The sequence below is a fragment of the Nocardia sp. NPDC050378 genome, assembly GCF_040655675.1.
GTDB lineage: Bacteria > Actinomycetota > Actinomycetes > Mycobacteriales > Mycobacteriaceae > Nocardia > Nocardia coubleae.
Genome location: NZ_JBFAKI010000018.1, coordinates 33,876 through 49,649 on the forward strand (window position 1 = coordinate 33,876; position 15,774 = coordinate 49,649).

Consider the following 15,774-nt stretch of genomic DNA (forward strand, 5'->3'; position numbering starts at 1 on the left):
ACATTCGGGTCGTCAATCAAAATTGACAGCATGACCGATGCGACCACGCTCGCCGCCGCGGCGGGCAATCCCGATCCCTCGGTCGGTCTGCGCGCGGTGCTCGCCCTGCGCAGGCTGGCCGACCGGCTCGAAACCATCCAGGTGGCCAACGCCCGCGCCAACGGCTGGTCGTGGCAGGCGATTGCCGACGCGCTCGAGGTGAGCAAGCAAGCGGTGCATCAGAAACACAACCGGAAGGGTGGCACCCGCTGATGTTCGAGAAATTCACCAAAGGCGCCAAGGTGGCCGTTGTCCTGGCTCAGGAAGAAGCCAAGGAACTGGGGGCCGAGCGAATCGGGCCCGAACACGTCCTGCTCGGCGTGCTGACCAACGCCGAGCCGCCGCTGCGCGCGGTTCTCGACGCCGACGGCATCACCGCCGAGAACGTGCGCTCGACGCTCGCCGCACGGGCGAACGAAACCCCGCTCGGCGCCGACGACGCGGAGGCGCTGCGCTCCATCGGCATCGACCTCGACGCGGTGCGGGCCAGCATTGTCGAGAACTTCGGCCCGCAGGCCTGGGACCAGGCCGAACCCCAACCCAAGCGCGGAATCTTCGGCCGCGTGAAGGGCGCCAACTGGGGCCACATCCCGTTCTCGGCACCCGCCAAGAAGTCGCTCGAGCTCGCTCTGCGCGAAGCACTGCATCGCAAGGACCGCGAGATCGGCACCGCCCACCTGTTGCTCGGCATTCTCCGCAGCGTCGATCCGGGGCAGGCCGATCTGCTCGGCGGCAGCGACGGCATCGCGACGCTGCGCGCGGACATCCACCGGATGCTCGACCGCGCCGCCTGAACTTGCCGCGCCGGACACACCGCGATGTCCGATTTCGGGCCTAGCATGGGTCTATGCAGCTAGCCATACGGTTGGTCATCAACGCCATAGCCATCTGGGCCGCGGCGGCGTGGATCGACAAGATCACTATTTCCGTGCCGCCGGAATGGTCCGACGAGTGGGGCAACTGGGGCAAGGCCCTGGTCATCCTCATCGTCGCGATCGTGTTCACCGCCGTGAACGCCGTCATCAAACCGATCGTGAAACTTCTGTCCCTGCCGTTCGTGATTCTCACGCTCGGACTGTTCCTGCTGGTGGTGAACGCGGCCATGCTGTGGCTCACCGCCAAGATCACCGAACTCACCGACTACGGCCTGCGGGTGGACGGTTTCTGGGCAGCGGTGCTCGGCGGTGTCATCATCATGCTGGTCAACTGGGTACTCGGCATCATCGTGCCCGACGGCGACTAGCCGAGACCGACGGCCAGCGCGCTCAGCGCCGACCAGGCCAGCAGCGCCAGCCCGGAATCACGTAGGGCGGGAATCAGTTCCAGCCCGCCCTTGCCTGTACGCACCGGGGCGTTGGCCCGGACCGCGAGCGGAATCGCGAGCAGTCCGACCAGCGCCAGCGGTGTGCGGGCGATCAGCGCGAGACTGATGACGAACGGTACGGCCAGCAGCACCAGGTGCAGTGTGCGGGTGCGCGCGTCACCGAGTTTCACGGCGAGGGTGACCTTCCCGGACTCGGTGTCGGTGGGAATGTCACGCAGGTTGTTGGCCACCAGCACGGCACTGGAGAACGCGCCGACACCGATCGCGAGCAGTAGCCCCACCCAGTCGACCCGCTCCGCCTGCACGAACTGGGTGCCGAGTACGGCGATCAACCCGAAGAACACGAACACCGCGATCTCACCGAAACCGCTGTAGCCGTAGGGCTTGCTGCCACCGGTGTAGAACCAGGCACCGGCCAGGCACAGCGCGCCGAGGAGCACCAGCCACCAGGCGGTCGTCGCGGCGAGCACGAGGCCGGCGACGGCCCCCACCGCGAGGCTCACCACGGCGGCGGTGCGAACAGCGGTAGGGGAGGCCAGTTTCGACCCGACCAGCCGCAGCGGCCCCACCCGCTCGTCGTCGGTGCCACGGATTCCGTCGGAGTAGTCGTTGGCGTAGTTCACCCCGACGATCAGGGCGAGCGAAACGAGCAGGGCCAGTAGCGCTTTCCACCAGACGGCGCCGTCGATCGAGGCGGCGGCGCCGGTGCCCGCCAGGACCGGGGCGATCGCGTTGGGCAGCGTCCGCGGCCGGGCGCCTTCGATCCATTCCGCAGCTGTAGCCATGAATCGAAGCCTAGTCCCGCGTTCAGGACCCGGCTGATTCGGCGACCGTCTTCAATCTGGCCAGGCCCTTGTCGAAGTCCTTGCCGATCATGTTGTCGATCGGGAACACCTTGCCGAGCACACCCATCAGGCCCGAGTGGGTGCCGGTCATCCGCCAGGTCACCTCGGTGCCGTCGGGCACCGGATCGAGGGTGAAGGTGACCGTATTGGTTGCCTTGAACGGTTTCTCGAACTCGAGTTGCACGCCGATCTCGCGCTCGGCATCGGCTTTGATCTCCATCACACCGGCACCGGCCTTGCGGTTGCCGCGCCACGCGTACCGCGCGCCCACACCGGATTCGGGGCCGCTGTAGGTGCGGGCCAGCTGCGGGTCGGAATCCTCCCAGGGCGACCACAGCCGCCACTGCCGGAAGTCGTTGATGAAACCACGGATGCGTGCCGGCTCGGCGGCGATGGTCGCGCGCCTGCTCACCTCGAAGTCGCCCATGGGTGTGAGCCTAGAACGCGGCACCGACAATTTCGTGACATGCGCGACGGTGTCACCACGGGGGCGATGACGCGCGCCGACCAGGGTGGTACTGGCCTACGATGACATTCGGCATGTCCGAAAATTCTCCCGGCCTCGACGAGTCGGCGACCGCCCGCGTCGTCGTCGGGGTACTCGGCGAACTCGCGGTCCGCCGCGATCATGCCCTGACCGCGCTGCCCGGTCCGCGGGCCAGGTTGTTGCTCGCCGCGCTGGCGGTGCACCACGGTCGAGCCCGCGGCGCGGCGACACTGATCGAGGAGATCTGGGGCGAACAACCACCCCGCGCACCGATGAATGCCCTGCACACACAGGTCTCCCGGCTGCGTGCGCTCCTGCCGGACGGCGCGCTGGAGGCGGGCCCCGCCGGTTACCGGCTGCGATTGCCCGACGACGCCGTCGACCTCACCGCCGCGACCAGGCTGGCCCGCCGCGCCGACGAACACCACACGGCCGGGCAGACGGCGGAATGCCTCGCCGCCATCGCCTGTGCCCGCGAACTCTGGCGTGGCGAACCGGCCGCCGATCTGCCCGCCTCCGTCCCCGCCGACGACCTCCGCGCCGCCGCCGAGACCGTCCGCCGCCGCCTCGACCGCATCGAACTCCCGGCGCGCATCGCTTACGGCGACCTCACCACCGCCACCACACTCGCCCGCCGCGCCGCCGAGACCGACCCACTCGACGAGCCCGCCCACGCCACCCTGATCCGCCTGCTCGCCAACACCGGCCGCCCCAACGAGGCCCTCGAGACCTTCGCCGCCTACCGGCTCCGTCTCATCGAGGAACTCGGCGCCGACCCGGGTCCGGCTCTGCTCGCCCTCAACACCGCTGTCCTTCGCGGTGACCCGATCGCACTCCCCGGCGCCGGACATCCCGCCACCACCCGGAGACCGAGCTCCGGCGATCCGAGCGAACCAGCCGCCGAGTTCGCCAGGACTTCGTCGAAAGCCGAAGCGCCTCGCGTGAATCCGCTCATCCGCGCGGCCGGGTGGCCAGGCACGCTGCCGTCCGGTGCGACACCGCCTGGACCGCCTGCGCCGGAACCGGGATCGGTCCAGGCGGATTCCTCGTCGTCCGAGCCGGTCGCGAGACAATCGCCGACGGCCGAAGACTCCACAGCACTGAGCGCTGTGGGCTTGCGCGCCGAGCCGAACGAGTTACTCGGTCGCGCGCCGGATCTGGATGCCGTCATCGCGTTGTCCCGTCGTTCCCGCGTAACCACCGTCCTCGGCCCGGGCGGGACCGGCAAGACTCGGGTCGCCACCGCAGTCGGGCAACGGCTGGCGCGGGAGATGCCGGTGGTGTTCGTCGAACTGGCTCCTGTGCACGCCGATTCGCGAGCCGATATCGAGGCCGCGATCGGGCACGTGCTCGGGCTGGGAGAGCTCATCCGCGAGACGGCCGTGATCCGGGCGGCTCGACCGGTCGATGCGAGCGGGCGCCTGCGAGAGGCACTGGCCGAGCGGCCGACCGTGCTGATCCTGGACAACTGCGAGCACGTGATCGATGCGGCCGCGGAGCTCGTCGCCGATCTCGTCGCAGGGTGCGCCACCCTCACAGTGCTCACGACGAGCCGTTCTCCGCTCGAGATCACGGCCGAATCGGTCTATCCGCTGGCACCGTTGGCCATCGATGCGGCGGGGTCCCCCGCTACCGAACTGTTCTCGGCGCGTGCCCGCGCGGTACGCCCCGATGTGCGGCTCGACCCGGAAACCGTCGCCCGGCTGTGCCGCACCCTCGACGGTTTGCCGCTGGCGATCGAACTGGCCGCCGCGCGGGTGCGCACCATGAGCGTGGCCGAGATAGAGGCCAGACTCGATCAGCGCTTCGCCCTGCTGCGCAGCGGGGATCGCACGGCGCCGCACCGGCATCGGACGCTGCACGCGGTGATCGCCTGGAGCTGGAACCTGCTCGACGACGATCAGCAGGTCGCTCTGCGCAGGCTCAGCCGCTTTCCCGGCGGCTTCGACCTGTCCGCCGCCGAGATCGTCGCCGCGGGCGCGGAGGTGACCGCGGCCGTGGACGGCCTGGCCGGACAGTCGCTGCTCACTGTCCTCGACGACCCCGACGGCCCCGGAATCCGCTACCGCATGCTCGAGACCGTCCGCGAGTTCGGTGCCGAACAGCTCGCCGCCGTCGACGCCACGACAGGAGGCGCCGAAACGGCGCTGGTCGCCGACCGGATGGCCCACTGGGCGCGGGAATTCGCGCTCGCGTCGGCGCGGCGCTACCGCGACGGCGAGGAGATCGCGGCGGTGCTCGCGGTGACCGCCGAACTCGACAACCTGATCGTCATTCTGCGCACGGCCATCGCCCGCGCCGACGCCGAGACGGTCTACACCGTGTTCCCGGTGGCGGCGACGGTGTGGATGATGCGCGGTGCGCACCTCGAACTGGTCGGTTGGGTGCCGCGGCTGCTCACCGTCATCCCGCCGGAGCCGGCCTCCAGCGCGCACGCCGACCTGCAGATGCTGACCCACCTGCTGATCTGCGCGCACCTGATGTTCGACAGCGGCGAGGGTGTGCGCCCGGTGATGCTCGCCCGCCTGCACGCCCGGCGCCTGCTCGCGCATCCCGGCCTCGATCCCGGTCTGCGGCTGCTCGGCCGGCTGATCACCGCGCGGCCCGACGGTCGACGCATCGGCAGGCTGCTGGCCGACGGCGCCCGTTCGAACGCACCGACCGCGCGCGCGGCCGCGCTCACCGCGCGGGCGCACTTCTGGGAGAACACCGGGAATGTGACGGGCTCGACCCGCGATGCCCTTCGCACGCTCGCGGACCCGGAAGCCGGTGGCGCCTGGGGCACATCGATGATGTGTCAGCATGTTGCCCAGCTGTGCGGTCAATCCGCCCGCTACGCCGAGGCGTCGATCTACTACCGGCGTGCGCTCGAGCTCATGCGCCCGCTGCGGCTGCACGACGAGATGCTGGAAACCCGGTGCTACCTGGCGGCCGCACTGCTCGGCGACGGCCGTCGCGAGGAAGCGCGAGTCGAAGTATCGGCCGTCACCGGGGCCGACGCGTCGGGCAGGCATCGAGTCGACGATCCGCTCGTGCGCCGCAACCACCGCCTCGCCACCGTCGCGACGGCGCTGGCGGAACTGGAATTGGCCGACGGTGCGACCGGCGACGGGCTCGGGCACTACCGCCGCGCCCTCGCGCTGCTCGGCTGGCCGGCCTACGAGATGAATCCCGGCCCGGGCGCGATGATGGTGGCGGCCGCGACGGTCGACGCACACGTGCTGCAAGGCCGGGCCATCGATGCCGACGAGTTGGTCGCCCAGATCCTCGTCGTCACCGGGGGACGCTGGTCGCAGTATTTCGATCTGCCGCAGATCGGTGCTGTCGCGTGCGCCATCGGTTCCCACCGGCTGGCGACTGCGCCACTGCGGCCGGAAGGGCTCGAACTACTAGCACTGGCCGCGACTTCCGCCGCAAGACAGGACTATCCGTCGATGGAACTGGCCCGGCACGTGCGGCTGCACCGTGCGACGGTGGGCGAGTCGGCGATGTCGGCTGCCCTCGGCCGGGCCGCAGGAACCCGCCGGATGGACGCCGCGACCCGCGTTCTCGAGATCATCGCCGTGCTGGCCGCGGCCACCGACGGCACCCGACCCTGAGGAGTCGGGTGCCGTCGGTGGAGCTTCGATTTCAGGCGCGGCGCATGTAGGCCCGCACGGTGAGGGGCGCGAAGATCGCGACCACCGCCAGGGCACCGAGCAGCGACCACAGCACATCGGTGCCGTAATCGCCCGCGTTCATCAGCTCACGGCACGCGTCGACCATGTAGTACACCGGATTGGCGTGGTTGATCGCCTGCATCCAGCCGGGCATCGTCGAGACGGGTGCGAACGCGCCGGACATGAAGGTCAGGGGGAACATCACCATCGTGGACACGCCCTGCACCGCCGACGCGCTCTTGCCGGTGACCCCGACGAGCGCCCAGATCCAGCTGATCGCGAACGAACAGACCACCACGACCAGGCACGCCGCCAGCACGCCGGTGAACCCGCCCGCGGGCCGGTAGCCGAGGACGAGCCCGACCAGCACGGTCAAAGTGGAGGCGATGCCGTAGCGGACCATGCCGGCGAGCAGCGCACCGGCCAGCGCCGACACTCTCGCGATGGGCAGCGATTTGAAGCGATCGAACACGCCCTTGTCCATGTCCTCGCGCAGTTGGGTGCCGGTGACCACGGAGGTGAGCACCACCGTCTGCACGAGAATTCCGGGAATCAGGACGGGCAGGTACCCCGCCACGCTGCCCGAGATGGCCCCACCGAAAATGTAGGTGAACAGCGCCGTGAACAGGATCGGCTGGATGGTGACGTCGAAGAGCTGTTCCGGATTGTGTTTGATCTTGAGCAGGCCACGATAGGCCATGGTGAGCGACGTCGAGACGGTCTCGCGCAACCCCACCCGGTCGCTCACCTCGAGGGAGTCGTGGATGGCTGCGGGAGCGGTGAGAACTGCGGTCATGCCGCGCTCCGTTCGGTGTCGTCGGCCGGGTGGCCGGTGATCGTCAGGAAGACCTCGTCGAGGGTCGGTTTGCTCACCGTGATCTCGTCGACCCCGATCTCCCGGTCGCGCAAGCGGATCAGCAGTTCGGCGGTGAGCGTGGGATCGGGCAGCGCGGCGGTGAGCCGGCCCGCCTCGGGGCTGATCTGGGCGCTCTCACCGAGGAAATCACTCACGATGCGGCGGGCCTCGTCGAGCTGGTCGCGCTCGACCAGAGTCAGGTGCACCGAGGCGCCGCCGACGGAGGCCTTGAGCTCGTCGGCGGTGCCGTCGGCGATCACCCGGCCGCGATCGATCACCGCGATCCGGTCGGCCAGTTGATCGGCCTCGTCGAGGTACTGGGTGGTGAGCAGCACGGTTGCGCCGTTGTCGACCAGCCGGCGGATGGTGTCCCACATCTGCGCGCGGGTTCGTGGGTCGAGGCCGGTGGTCGGTTCGTCGAGGAACAGCAGCGGTGGCGTGGCGATCAGGCTCGCGGCCAGGTCGAGGCGACGGCGCATGCCGCCGGAGAAATTCTTCAACGGCTTGTCGGCCGCCTCCGTGAGGGAGAACTCCTCGAGCAGCTCGGCGGTCCTGCGCCGGGCCCGAGGTCGGCTCAGACCGAGCAACCGGGCGAAGATCATCAGGTTCTCGGTGGCGGTGAGACCTTCGTCGACCGAGGCGTACTGCCCGGTGACGCCGATCAGCGAGCGCACCGCCGTCGGGCGCGCCACGACGTCGTGACCGAAGATCCGCGCACTGCCGCCGTCGGGTCGCAGCAGGGTGGCCAGCATCTTGATGGTTGTGGTCTTGCCCGCCCCGTTGGGTCCGAGCACGCCGTAGACCGAGCCGCGCGGCACCACGAGGCTCACCCCGTCGACCGCGCGCTGGGTGCCGAACACCTTGACCAGGCCGTCCGCCTCGAGGGCGGGCGCTGAAGTGGGTGTGAATGTCATGAACCCACCGTGCGGCGCCCGGCTTGCACCACCCTTGCGGGGAGCTGTCGCCGCCCTTGCGGCGGTCGGCTATCCGGTCAGCAGCCGGGCACGAACCGCCGCGCGATCGGGCTTGCCCGGCCCACGCAGCGGAATCTCCTCGAGCACTACGAGTTCCCTCGGCGCCGCGATCGAGTCGAGCTCGGCGACGACATGCGCCCGGATCTCCTCCAGCGTGGGGACCGCTCCGGAATTCGGCACGATCGCCACGGCCACCCGCTGACCGAGCCGTTCGTCGGGCAACCCGAGCACGATGCACTCCCGGATCCCCGGATGGGTGGCCAGCACGGCCTCCACCACCTGCGGGATCACCAGCAGGCCACCGGTCATGATGGCCTCGTCGAGCCGTCCGCTGATCGAGAGCTTGCCGTCTTCGAACGAACCCGCGTCCTCGGTGCGGAACCAGCCGGGTTCGGCGAAGGCGGGGTGATCGGGCAGATTGCGGTACCCGCGCGCGATCATCGCGCCGCCGAGCACCACCCGGCCGTCCTCGATGCGTACGCGGGTGCCGTCGAGCGGTACGCCGTCGTACACGCAGCCGCCGCACGTCTCGCTCATGCCGTAGGTGCGGACCACATTGATCCCGGCGTCGCGGGCCCGCTCGTACACCGGTGGCGGGGTGGCCGCCCCGCCGACCAGCACGGCGTCGAGCTCGCTGAGCGCCTTGGCCGCGATCGGCGAGTCCAGCGACTTGATGAGCTGGGTCGGGACGAGCGCGGTGTAGCGGCGCGGTCCGCGCATCGCACCGACCGCGCCGGCCAGCGCCTCCGGCAGGAATCCGCCCGACACGTCGAGCACTGTCGGCTCGGTGCCCGCGAGGATGCTGCGCAACAGCACCTGGATGCCCGCGATGTGATGGGTCGGCAGGGCAAGCAGCCAGCTGCCGGGTCCGCCGAGGCGCGCGTGGGTGGCGTTTCCACTGGCCCGCAGTGCCTCGGCGCCGAGCAACGCGCCCTTGGGGATGCCGGTGGTGCCCGAGGTCGTCACGACGAGCGCGACGTCGTCGTCGATCGGGTCGCCCGGCTTGAGCGCGTCGGAGAGGCGGCGTGCCTCGCGACGATCGGTCGTCGGGATCGGCAACCACGCCGGTCCGCTGCCGTCGAGGGCTTGCCGCAGATGGGGAAGTACTTCGCCGACACCGGAACCGGTGGGCATCTGCAGCGTCCGAAGGGTTCTGCTCATGCCACCACCTCCGGATACAGCAAGCTGTGCGACCTCACGACTTCGATCGTGTCATGCGTGCGACAAGACCCGGCCAACGGGTCGGTTTGCTCTGCGGGAAAAAGCCAGGCATAGCGTCTGCGATTCAGTAGATGGACAGAACTCGCTGCGCGGTCCGGACGTCGGCGGTCGGGCGCTTGCTCCCAGCCATCGTGCTCGGGCACGCGCGCATCGGCAAATCGGGCGACGCGGCTCACTCCGGCGACCAGCGCTGGTCCCGCCGGATGGGATGTTCGGCGGGCACCTCGACCAGCACGATCGGTACACCGTCGGGGTCGGCCACCCACATCTCCCACAGCCCCCACGGCTCGAGCACGGGTTCACGGACGATGGTAATTCCCTTCAGCGCCAGCTCCGCCGCCGCGTCGGACACGTCGCGCACCTGCAGCCACAGCGCACCGTCGAAGGTGCCCGGCTGCCCGCTGCCACCGTGCGCGGCGACCTCCACCAGCGACTGCCCGGCGAAGAACACCGTGCCGCCCGGGTATTCCCTGGCGATCGCGAGACCGAGCCCGTCACGGTAGAACGCGAGGGTGGCCGCATAGTCGCTGGGCCGCACGATGATCCGGCTGTTGAGAATTTCCATCGCCCGTCCGTTCTCAGAAGTACCAGGGGTAGGGCGTCCAGTCGGGCTCGCGCTTCTCCAGGAAGGCGTCGCGCCCCTCCACCGCCTCGTCGGTCATGTACGCCAGCCTGGTCGCCTCACCGGCGAACAGCTGCTGACCGACCAGACCGTCGTCGAGCAGGTTGAACGCGTACTTCAGCATGCGCTGGGCCTGTGGCGATTTGCCGTTGATGTCGGCGGTCCACTCCAGCGCCACGTTCTCGAGCTCGTCGTGGTCGACGACCTTGTTCACCGCACCCATCTGATGCATCTCCTCGGCCGTGTAGGGCCTGCCGAGGAAGAAGATCTCGCGCGCGAACTTCTGGCCGACCATCTTCGCCAGATACGCGCTGCCGTAACCACCGTCGAACGAACCGACATCGGCATCGGTCTGCTTGAAGCGCGCGTGCTCGCGCGAAGCGAGCGTCAGGTCGCACACCACGTGCAGGCTGTGTCCACCACCGGCCGCCCACCCGTTCACCAGGGCGATCACCACCTTGGGCATGAAGCGGATCAGCCGTTGCACCTCGAGGATGTGCAACCGGCCCGCGCGCGCCTTGTCGACGGTGTCGGCGGTCTCGCCCTCGGCGTACTGGTAGCCGCTGCGGCCGCGGATGCGCTGGTCGCCACCGGAACAGAACGCCCAGCCACCGTCTTTCGGGCTCGGCCCGTTGCCGGTGAGCAGCACCGCACCCACGTCCGGCGACATGCGCGCGTGGTCGAGCGCGCGATACAGCTCGTCGACGGTGTGCGGGCGGAAGGCATTGCGCACCTCGGGCCGGTCGAAGGCCACGCGCACGGTGCCCTGTTCGACGTGCCGGTGATAGGTGATGTCGGTCAGGTCTTCGAACCCGGGGACGGGCCGCCACAGCTTCGGATCGAAAGTCACGACACCGATTATTGCCCTACCGAGTGGGGTGAGCCTACGAGGCGGTAACACCGCAGGTCGAGCGGTCGCGCGAGCATCGAGCGCGCGGGTGCGTATAGTTGCGCCTGCTCGTTCATCGAACCGATCCGGAGGAACCTGAAAGTGGTTGCAGCACTGTCTGAATCCCTGCTCGACGACGCCAAGCGTCCGGCTTTCCTTGCTGACGCCGTCGAGGTTCTCGACGCCGAGGTCTCGGACAAAGGTGGTGCGTCCGGCCTGGCCGTGAAGGGTGGTTACGCGGCGGTCAAGAAGATCAGCCCCACCATCGTTCCCGACGCGCTGGCCTCGCTGGCGCCGAAGCTGCTCGATCAGCTCCAGCCGTACTGGGCCGAATTCACCGCCTCGGGCACCGGCACCTTCGCCGATCTGCTGAGCGCCAAGTCCGACGAGGTCGCCGAGTCGCTGCTGGCCGTTACCGATGCCCGCGCCGAGGCGTCGACCCGTCCCGCGCTGCAGAAGGTGTACTCCTCGATGCGCGGTTCGGCCAAGAAGCACGTCATCGAGGCGCTGCCGCGCGTCGGTGATCTGGTGCAGAAGCACGCGGGCTGAGTTTCTCCCGCACACACCGAAGGCCGGTGTGGTTCGTACGCGAACCGCACCGGCCTTTCGCATGTCCTGTGACCACTGTCACCCCGAAGGTTTCGCGGACACCCTCCGCCGCGGCCACGCCCGGTCGCGGGTAAATTCCGCCGCCGCGGCTGTGAGCGAGATAACCGCGCCGGTAAACGGCGGGAAAATTGCGGGTTGCCGTGAATTATGACGCGCGCGAGGATGCCGCGAACGATTGGCTACTGCCGACCGGAATCGATTACCGTGCCTCTCGAGCGGTTCGGAAAGAGGAATTGCTTGCTGCGGAAATCGCATCTTCCGCTGGGTACAGATGAAATGACTGCATTGCGCAGGTCGAAAGGAAGTCCGGTCACATGATCTCTCGTAAGGCCCTCGCCGCCACCGGTGCCGCCGCCACCGCCGCCGTCATGTTCTTCGGTCCGGCCGCTATGGCGAACGCTGAGGACAGCGGCTCCGCCAGCGGTTCCGCCGAGCTGCTCGAGCTGTCCACCGGCTCGGCCGGCCTGCTCGAAGGCCCCGCCGTCGGCTCCAGCGTGCTCGAGTCGGGCAGTGGCGCCATCGACGGCCTCACCTCCGCCGTCCTCAACATCGTCGATGCCGTCACCGGCATCAAGGACCTCACCGCCCCCGCCGAGTGAGCTGATCCCACCGTCGGCCCTTGTGCCGAAACGAAATCCGGCGACCGGGCCACGGCCTCGTCGCCGGATTTCTTTGTCTTGACGACTTGTTTGCGAACCGATGTATCTCGAACTTATAAACATAGTAATAGCTATACCTTTCGGGTCATCGGCAGCTAATCGACCGGAACCGCCGGGGAACTGGTCTCCGGCACCATGACGGTGCCGAGGGGCTCCGGCGGTGACGTATCCAACGTGGGCCGGAGGCAGACGTGCCCCGCCCCGTCTGACAGGCTGGTGATTGTGAATCCGTCAACTGCGCAGGCACGAGTGGTCGTCGACGAGTTCGTGCGCGGCGGCGTCCGCGAGGTGGTGCTGTGCCCCGGATCGCGCAACGCCCCGCTCGCCTTCGCCCTGCAGGCCGCCGACGCGGCCGGTCGGCTGCGGCTGCACATGCGCATCGATGAGCGCACCGCGGGATTCCTCGCGATCGGCCTGGCGGTGTCGTCGGGGCGGCCCGTCCCGGTGGTGATGACCTCCGGTACCGCCGTCGCCAACCTGGCCCCCGCCGTACTCGAGGCGAACTACGCGCGGGTGCCGTTGATCGTGGTCAGCGCGAACCGGCCCTACGAGATGCTCGGCACCGGCGCCAACCAGACCGTCGAGCAGCTCGGCCTGTTCGGCAGCCAGGTGCGCGCGACCATCAGCCTCGGACTGGCCGAAGCCGAGGCCGGTGAGGCGAACTATCCGAGACAGAACAGCGTGTGGCGCTCGGCCGTGTGCCGGGTGCTCGCCGCCGCGCGCGGCACCCGCTCCGGCAACGCGGGACCGGTGCAGTTCGACATCCCGCTGCGCGAGCCACTGGTCCCTGAGCTGTCCGACGACGTGATTCCCGTCGGCCGCGAGGGCGACAAGCCGTGGACGGCCACCCAGTACGCGACCCTCGACGTGCCGCTGGACATCGACCTCACCCCCGACACGGTGGTCATTTCCGGCCACGGTGCCGGTCTGCGCCCCGAACTCGCGGCGCTGCCGACGGTCGCCGAGCCGACCGCGCCCATGCACGGCCCGGCCCTGCATCCGCTCGCGCTGTCGCTGCTGGCGCCGAAGCAGGCGATCATCACCGGCCGGCCCACCCTGCACCGGCAGGTGTCGCGGGTGCTCGCCGATCCGAACGTCACCGTGTACGCGCTCACCACGGGTCCGCGCTGGCCTGATGTGTCCGGCAATGTCGTCGGCACCGGCACCCGCGCGGTGACCACCGGAACCCCGGACCCGGCATGGCTGGCCCGCTGTGCCGACTTGAACAAGCAGGCCGAAGCGGTGGTCCGCGCCGAGCTGGCGAGCCACCCCAAGGCCACCGGCCTGCACGTCGCCGCCGTGGTCATGGACGCTCTGCGCGAGGGCGATCAGCTGCTGCTCGGCGCATCGAACCCGGTGCGCGACGCCGCACTGGTGTCGAGCCCGCGCCGAGGTGTGCGGGTGCTGTCCAACCGTGGCGTCGCTGGCATCGATGGCACCGTCTCCGGCGCGGTGGGCGCCGCACTCGCCCACCCCGGCCGCACGATCGCCCTCATGGGCGATCTGACGTTCCTGCACGACGCGTCCGGCCTGCTCATCGGCCGCGGCGAACCGCGCCCCGGCAACCTGACCATCGTGGTCGCCAACGACGACGGTGGCGGCATCTTCGAGCTGCTCGAACAGGGCGACCCGCAGTACGCGGGCGTGTTCGAGCGGGTCTTCGGCACACCGCACGGCATGGACCTGGCCGCGCTGTGCGCCGCCTACCGTATTCCGCATCGTGGCGTCGACCCCGCCGAACTCGCGGAGGAACTCGCCGCCGACGCGCACGGTATGCGGGTGCTCGAGGTGGCCACCGAACGGTCCAGCTTGCGCGAGCTGCACGCCACCGTGCGCGCCAAGATCGCCGGCTAGAGGTCGTCCTCCTCGTCGACGAACACGTCACCGTCGTCGAGCGGCACCTCGATACTCTGCTCGATCACATCGGCCGGGTTGGCCCGGTCGGCGTCCTGATCGACCCGGGCCGCCATCTCCTCGGTGTAGTCGGCGCTGTCGACGAAGGCCGGGTCGTCGGGGACATCGTCGTGGAAGGCCGACTGCTCCTGCTCCACGCGATCGGCCTCGGGGACCTCGTCCAGCGGGCGGGCGGTGTCGTAGTCGATCATCGGTACTCCTCTGTCGTCGTCGTTGCCTCGGACGGGTGTCGCTGATCGGGTCGTGCGCTGTCCAGAGTGCGCCGTTCGCCGGTTCTCGGCAACCCGCACCGATGATTCCGGCACCGTCGGGTCGTCTCGTTCTGTATGGAGCCGCAATTCGATTTCGCCCCGGCCGCCCGTTCGCTGGCCACCGTCGTCGCCGGGATCACCGACGACCGGTTCACCGCCCCCACCCCGTGCGTCGGCCTCGACGTTCGCGATCTGATCCGCCATGTCGTCGAGCTCACCGAAGCGTTCCGCCAGGCCGCGACCAAGGAGTCCGTCGGTCGGTCCACGCCACCCGGCGTGGTCGACGACGAGCTGTCCGCCGATTGGCGCACCAGGATTCCCTCCCAGCTCGACGCGCTCGTCGAGGCATGGCGGGTGCCCGAGGCCTGGGACGGTGAGAGCGAAGCCGGTGGAGTGGTGATGCCGGCTGCGGTGATGGCGATGGTCGCGCTCGACGAACTCGTCGTCCACGGGTGGGATCTGGCGGTGTCGACCGGTCAGGTACTCGAGGTCGACTCCGGTCATCTGGAGGTTCTGCTCGATTTTCTCGGGGAGACCGATCCGGAGGGGACACCAGGGTTGTTCGGGCCGGTCGTCGCCGTCGCCGAGGACGCGCCCGCCTTCGACCGAGTGCTGGGGCTCACCGGTCGTGATGCGGGATGGAAGCCTCCGGCCTAGCGCTGCGAGGTGGAAGCCGTGGGCCTGGTGCTGCTGGGTGGAAGCTGTGGGGCTGGCGCTGCGGGCCTGTTTGCCCGAATTCGCGGGTCGAACATCGTCCTACGACCGTTGGTCGGCGTAGGCCGCGTCGACGAAGGTGCCTGCCTTCGTCGCCACGGTCGCGGCGCGCGCGGCCCGGTCGGCTGCCTCCCGATCGATCGGATCGCCGCTGGCCAGGAGGCGGTAGTAGAGCGGTGCGGAGACCGCTGACAGCACAGCGCGGGCATCCGTGCCCGCGGGTGCTTCGCCGCGAGCGACCGCGTCGTGGACGCAGGGCGCCCACTCGTCGAGGCGGGTGTCGTAGAAGGCGTGCAGCGCGTTCGCGGTGTCGGCGTCGACGGTAGCGGCGGCGATCACGGCCCGGAACAGGTTGCCTTGGCGCGGGTCGGTGAGGGTCTCGGCGACCAGGCGGGCGTTCGCGGTCAGGTCGTCGAGCAGGGCGCCGGTGTCGGTGCGGGGCAGAGACTGCTCGGCCATGTCGATCAGGAGGTCCGCGACCAGGCCCGCGGGTGTGCGCCAGCGCCGGTAGACGGTGGTCTTCCCGACGCCCGCCGTCGCGGCGACTTCGGTCAGATCGAGCCCGGCCAAGCCGCGTTCGGCGAGCAGATCGCCGGTCACCTGCAGGACGGCTTCCCGGACCCGTGCGGTGCGCCCACCTGGGCGAACAGACCCGGGCCAAGCGATATCGTGCTGCATAACGGAACTCCTGTTTCATTTACGGCGAATCGG

17 protein-coding genes are annotated in these 15,774 nt (G+C 69.3%); 8 read left to right on the forward strand and 9 right to left on the reverse strand.

Annotated features, from left to right (window positions below):
* Window positions 1-30 precede the first annotated feature (30 nt).
* From AB0I35_RS27570 to AB0I35_RS27580, 3 genes are read left to right on the forward strand one after another with little or no spacing between them, the layout of a single operon-like run.
* A complete protein-coding gene (locus AB0I35_RS27570) occupies window positions 31-252 on the forward strand; it encodes a hypothetical protein (RefSeq protein ID WP_067484990.1) in 222 nt (73 codons plus the stop codon).
* Entirely contained in the window at window positions 252-833 is a 582-nt protein-coding gene (locus tag AB0I35_RS27575) for a Clp protease N-terminal domain-containing protein (RefSeq protein ID WP_357399251.1), read from the forward strand. Before AB0I35_RS27570 ends, AB0I35_RS27575 begins: the two co-directional genes overlap by 1 nt.
* A 53-nt stretch (window positions 834-886) precedes the next feature.
* Window positions 887-1,282 carry a phage holin family protein gene (locus AB0I35_RS27580; RefSeq protein WP_067484995.1) on the forward strand — a complete coding sequence of 132 codons (396 nt, stop codon included), beginning with the start codon at window positions 887-889 and terminating at the stop codon, window positions 1,280-1,282.
* Here AB0I35_RS27580 and AB0I35_RS27585 read toward each other — a convergent pair.
* Window positions 1,279-2,148, reverse strand: a complete 870-nt coding sequence (locus AB0I35_RS27585) for a 1,4-dihydroxy-2-naphthoate polyprenyltransferase (protein WP_357399252.1) — start codon at window positions 2,146-2,148, stop codon at window positions 1,279-1,281. The two genes, AB0I35_RS27580 and AB0I35_RS27585, sit on opposite strands and share 4 nt — an antisense overlap.
* Before the next feature lie 22 nt (window positions 2,149-2,170).
* Complete coding sequence (locus AB0I35_RS27590) at window positions 2,171-2,635, reverse strand: SRPBCC family protein (RefSeq protein ID WP_357399253.1); 465 nt, start codon at window positions 2,633-2,635, stop codon at window positions 2,171-2,173.
* A gap of 113 nt (window positions 2,636-2,748) precedes the next feature.
* Here AB0I35_RS27590 and AB0I35_RS27595 point away from each other — a divergent pair, with 113 nt between their 5' ends.
* On the forward strand, window positions 2,749-6,294 hold the full coding sequence (locus AB0I35_RS27595; RefSeq protein WP_357399254.1) for a BTAD domain-containing putative transcriptional regulator: 3,546 nt from the start codon (window positions 2,749-2,751) through the stop codon (window positions 6,292-6,294).
* Between the two features lie 31 nt (window positions 6,295-6,325).
* On the opposite strand, the gene AB0I35_RS27600 is transcribed toward AB0I35_RS27595, so the two are convergent.
* The 5 genes from AB0I35_RS27600 to AB0I35_RS27620 all read right to left on the reverse strand — a co-directional run bounded on the left by AB0I35_RS27600 (window position 6,326) and on the right by AB0I35_RS27620 (window position 10,877).
* Window positions 6,326-7,150 (reverse strand): ABC transporter permease, encoded by an 825-nt coding sequence (locus AB0I35_RS27600; protein WP_357399255.1) that lies wholly within the window; start codon window positions 7,148-7,150, stop codon window positions 6,326-6,328.
* Window positions 7,147-8,124 carry an ATP-binding cassette domain-containing protein gene (locus AB0I35_RS27605; protein WP_357399256.1) on the reverse strand — a complete coding sequence of 326 codons (978 nt, stop codon included), beginning with the start codon at window positions 8,122-8,124 and terminating at the stop codon, window positions 7,147-7,149. The genes AB0I35_RS27600 and AB0I35_RS27605 overlap by 4 nt, the downstream gene beginning before the upstream one ends.
* A gap of 69 nt (window positions 8,125-8,193) precedes the next feature.
* Complete coding sequence (gene menE / locus AB0I35_RS27610) at window positions 8,194-9,345, reverse strand: o-succinylbenzoate--CoA ligase (protein WP_357399258.1); 1,152 nt, start codon at window positions 9,343-9,345, stop codon at window positions 8,194-8,196.
* A 232-nt stretch (window positions 9,346-9,577) separates the two neighbouring features.
* Window positions 9,578-9,970: a VOC family protein gene (locus tag AB0I35_RS27615; protein WP_357399259.1), complete on the reverse strand. Its 393-nt coding sequence runs from the start codon at window positions 9,968-9,970 to the stop codon at window positions 9,578-9,580.
* Between the two features lie 13 nt (window positions 9,971-9,983).
* Window positions 9,984-10,877, reverse strand: coding sequence for a 1,4-dihydroxy-2-naphthoyl-CoA synthase (locus tag AB0I35_RS27620; RefSeq protein ID WP_356985259.1), 894 nt, complete (start codon window positions 10,875-10,877; stop codon window positions 9,984-9,986).
* A 141-nt stretch (window positions 10,878-11,018) separates the two neighbouring features.
* Here AB0I35_RS27620 and AB0I35_RS27625 point away from each other — a divergent pair, with 141 nt between their 5' ends.
* The 3 genes from AB0I35_RS27625 (at window position 11,019) to menD (ending at window position 14,038) form a co-directional block, all read left to right on the forward strand.
* Window positions 11,019-11,465, forward strand: a complete 447-nt coding sequence (locus tag AB0I35_RS27625; RefSeq protein ID WP_067485009.1) for a hypothetical protein — start codon at window positions 11,019-11,021, stop codon at window positions 11,463-11,465.
* Window positions 11,466-11,839: 374 nt separating this feature from the next.
* Window positions 11,840-12,124, forward strand: coding sequence for a hypothetical protein (locus AB0I35_RS27630; protein WP_357399261.1), 285 nt, complete (start codon window positions 11,840-11,842; stop codon window positions 12,122-12,124).
* A gap of 282 nt (window positions 12,125-12,406) precedes the next feature.
* The gene (gene menD, locus AB0I35_RS27635; protein WP_357399262.1) at window positions 12,407-14,038 is read left to right on the forward strand and encodes a 2-succinyl-5-enolpyruvyl-6-hydroxy-3-cyclohexene-1-carboxylic-acid synthase; all 1,632 of its coding nucleotides are present in this window, start codon (window positions 12,407-12,409) and stop codon (window positions 14,036-14,038) included.
* Here menD and AB0I35_RS27640 read toward each other — a convergent pair.
* A complete protein-coding gene (locus tag AB0I35_RS27640; protein WP_357399263.1) occupies window positions 14,035-14,289 on the reverse strand; it encodes a hypothetical protein in 255 nt (84 codons plus the stop codon). The two genes, menD and AB0I35_RS27640, sit on opposite strands and share 4 nt — an antisense overlap.
* Before the next feature lie 135 nt (window positions 14,290-14,424).
* Between AB0I35_RS27640 and AB0I35_RS27645 the strand changes: the two genes are divergently transcribed.
* A complete protein-coding gene (locus tag AB0I35_RS27645) occupies window positions 14,425-15,006 on the forward strand; it encodes a TIGR03086 family metal-binding protein (protein WP_357399265.1) in 582 nt (193 codons plus the stop codon).
* Window positions 15,007-15,105: 99 nt separating this feature from the next.
* Here AB0I35_RS27645 and AB0I35_RS27650 read toward each other — a convergent pair whose 3' ends face one another.
* Window positions 15,106-15,741: a TetR/AcrR family transcriptional regulator C-terminal ligand-binding domain-containing protein gene (locus AB0I35_RS27650; protein ID WP_357399267.1), complete on the reverse strand. Its 636-nt coding sequence runs from the start codon at window positions 15,739-15,741 to the stop codon at window positions 15,106-15,108.
* Window positions 15,742-15,774 lie beyond the last annotated feature (33 nt).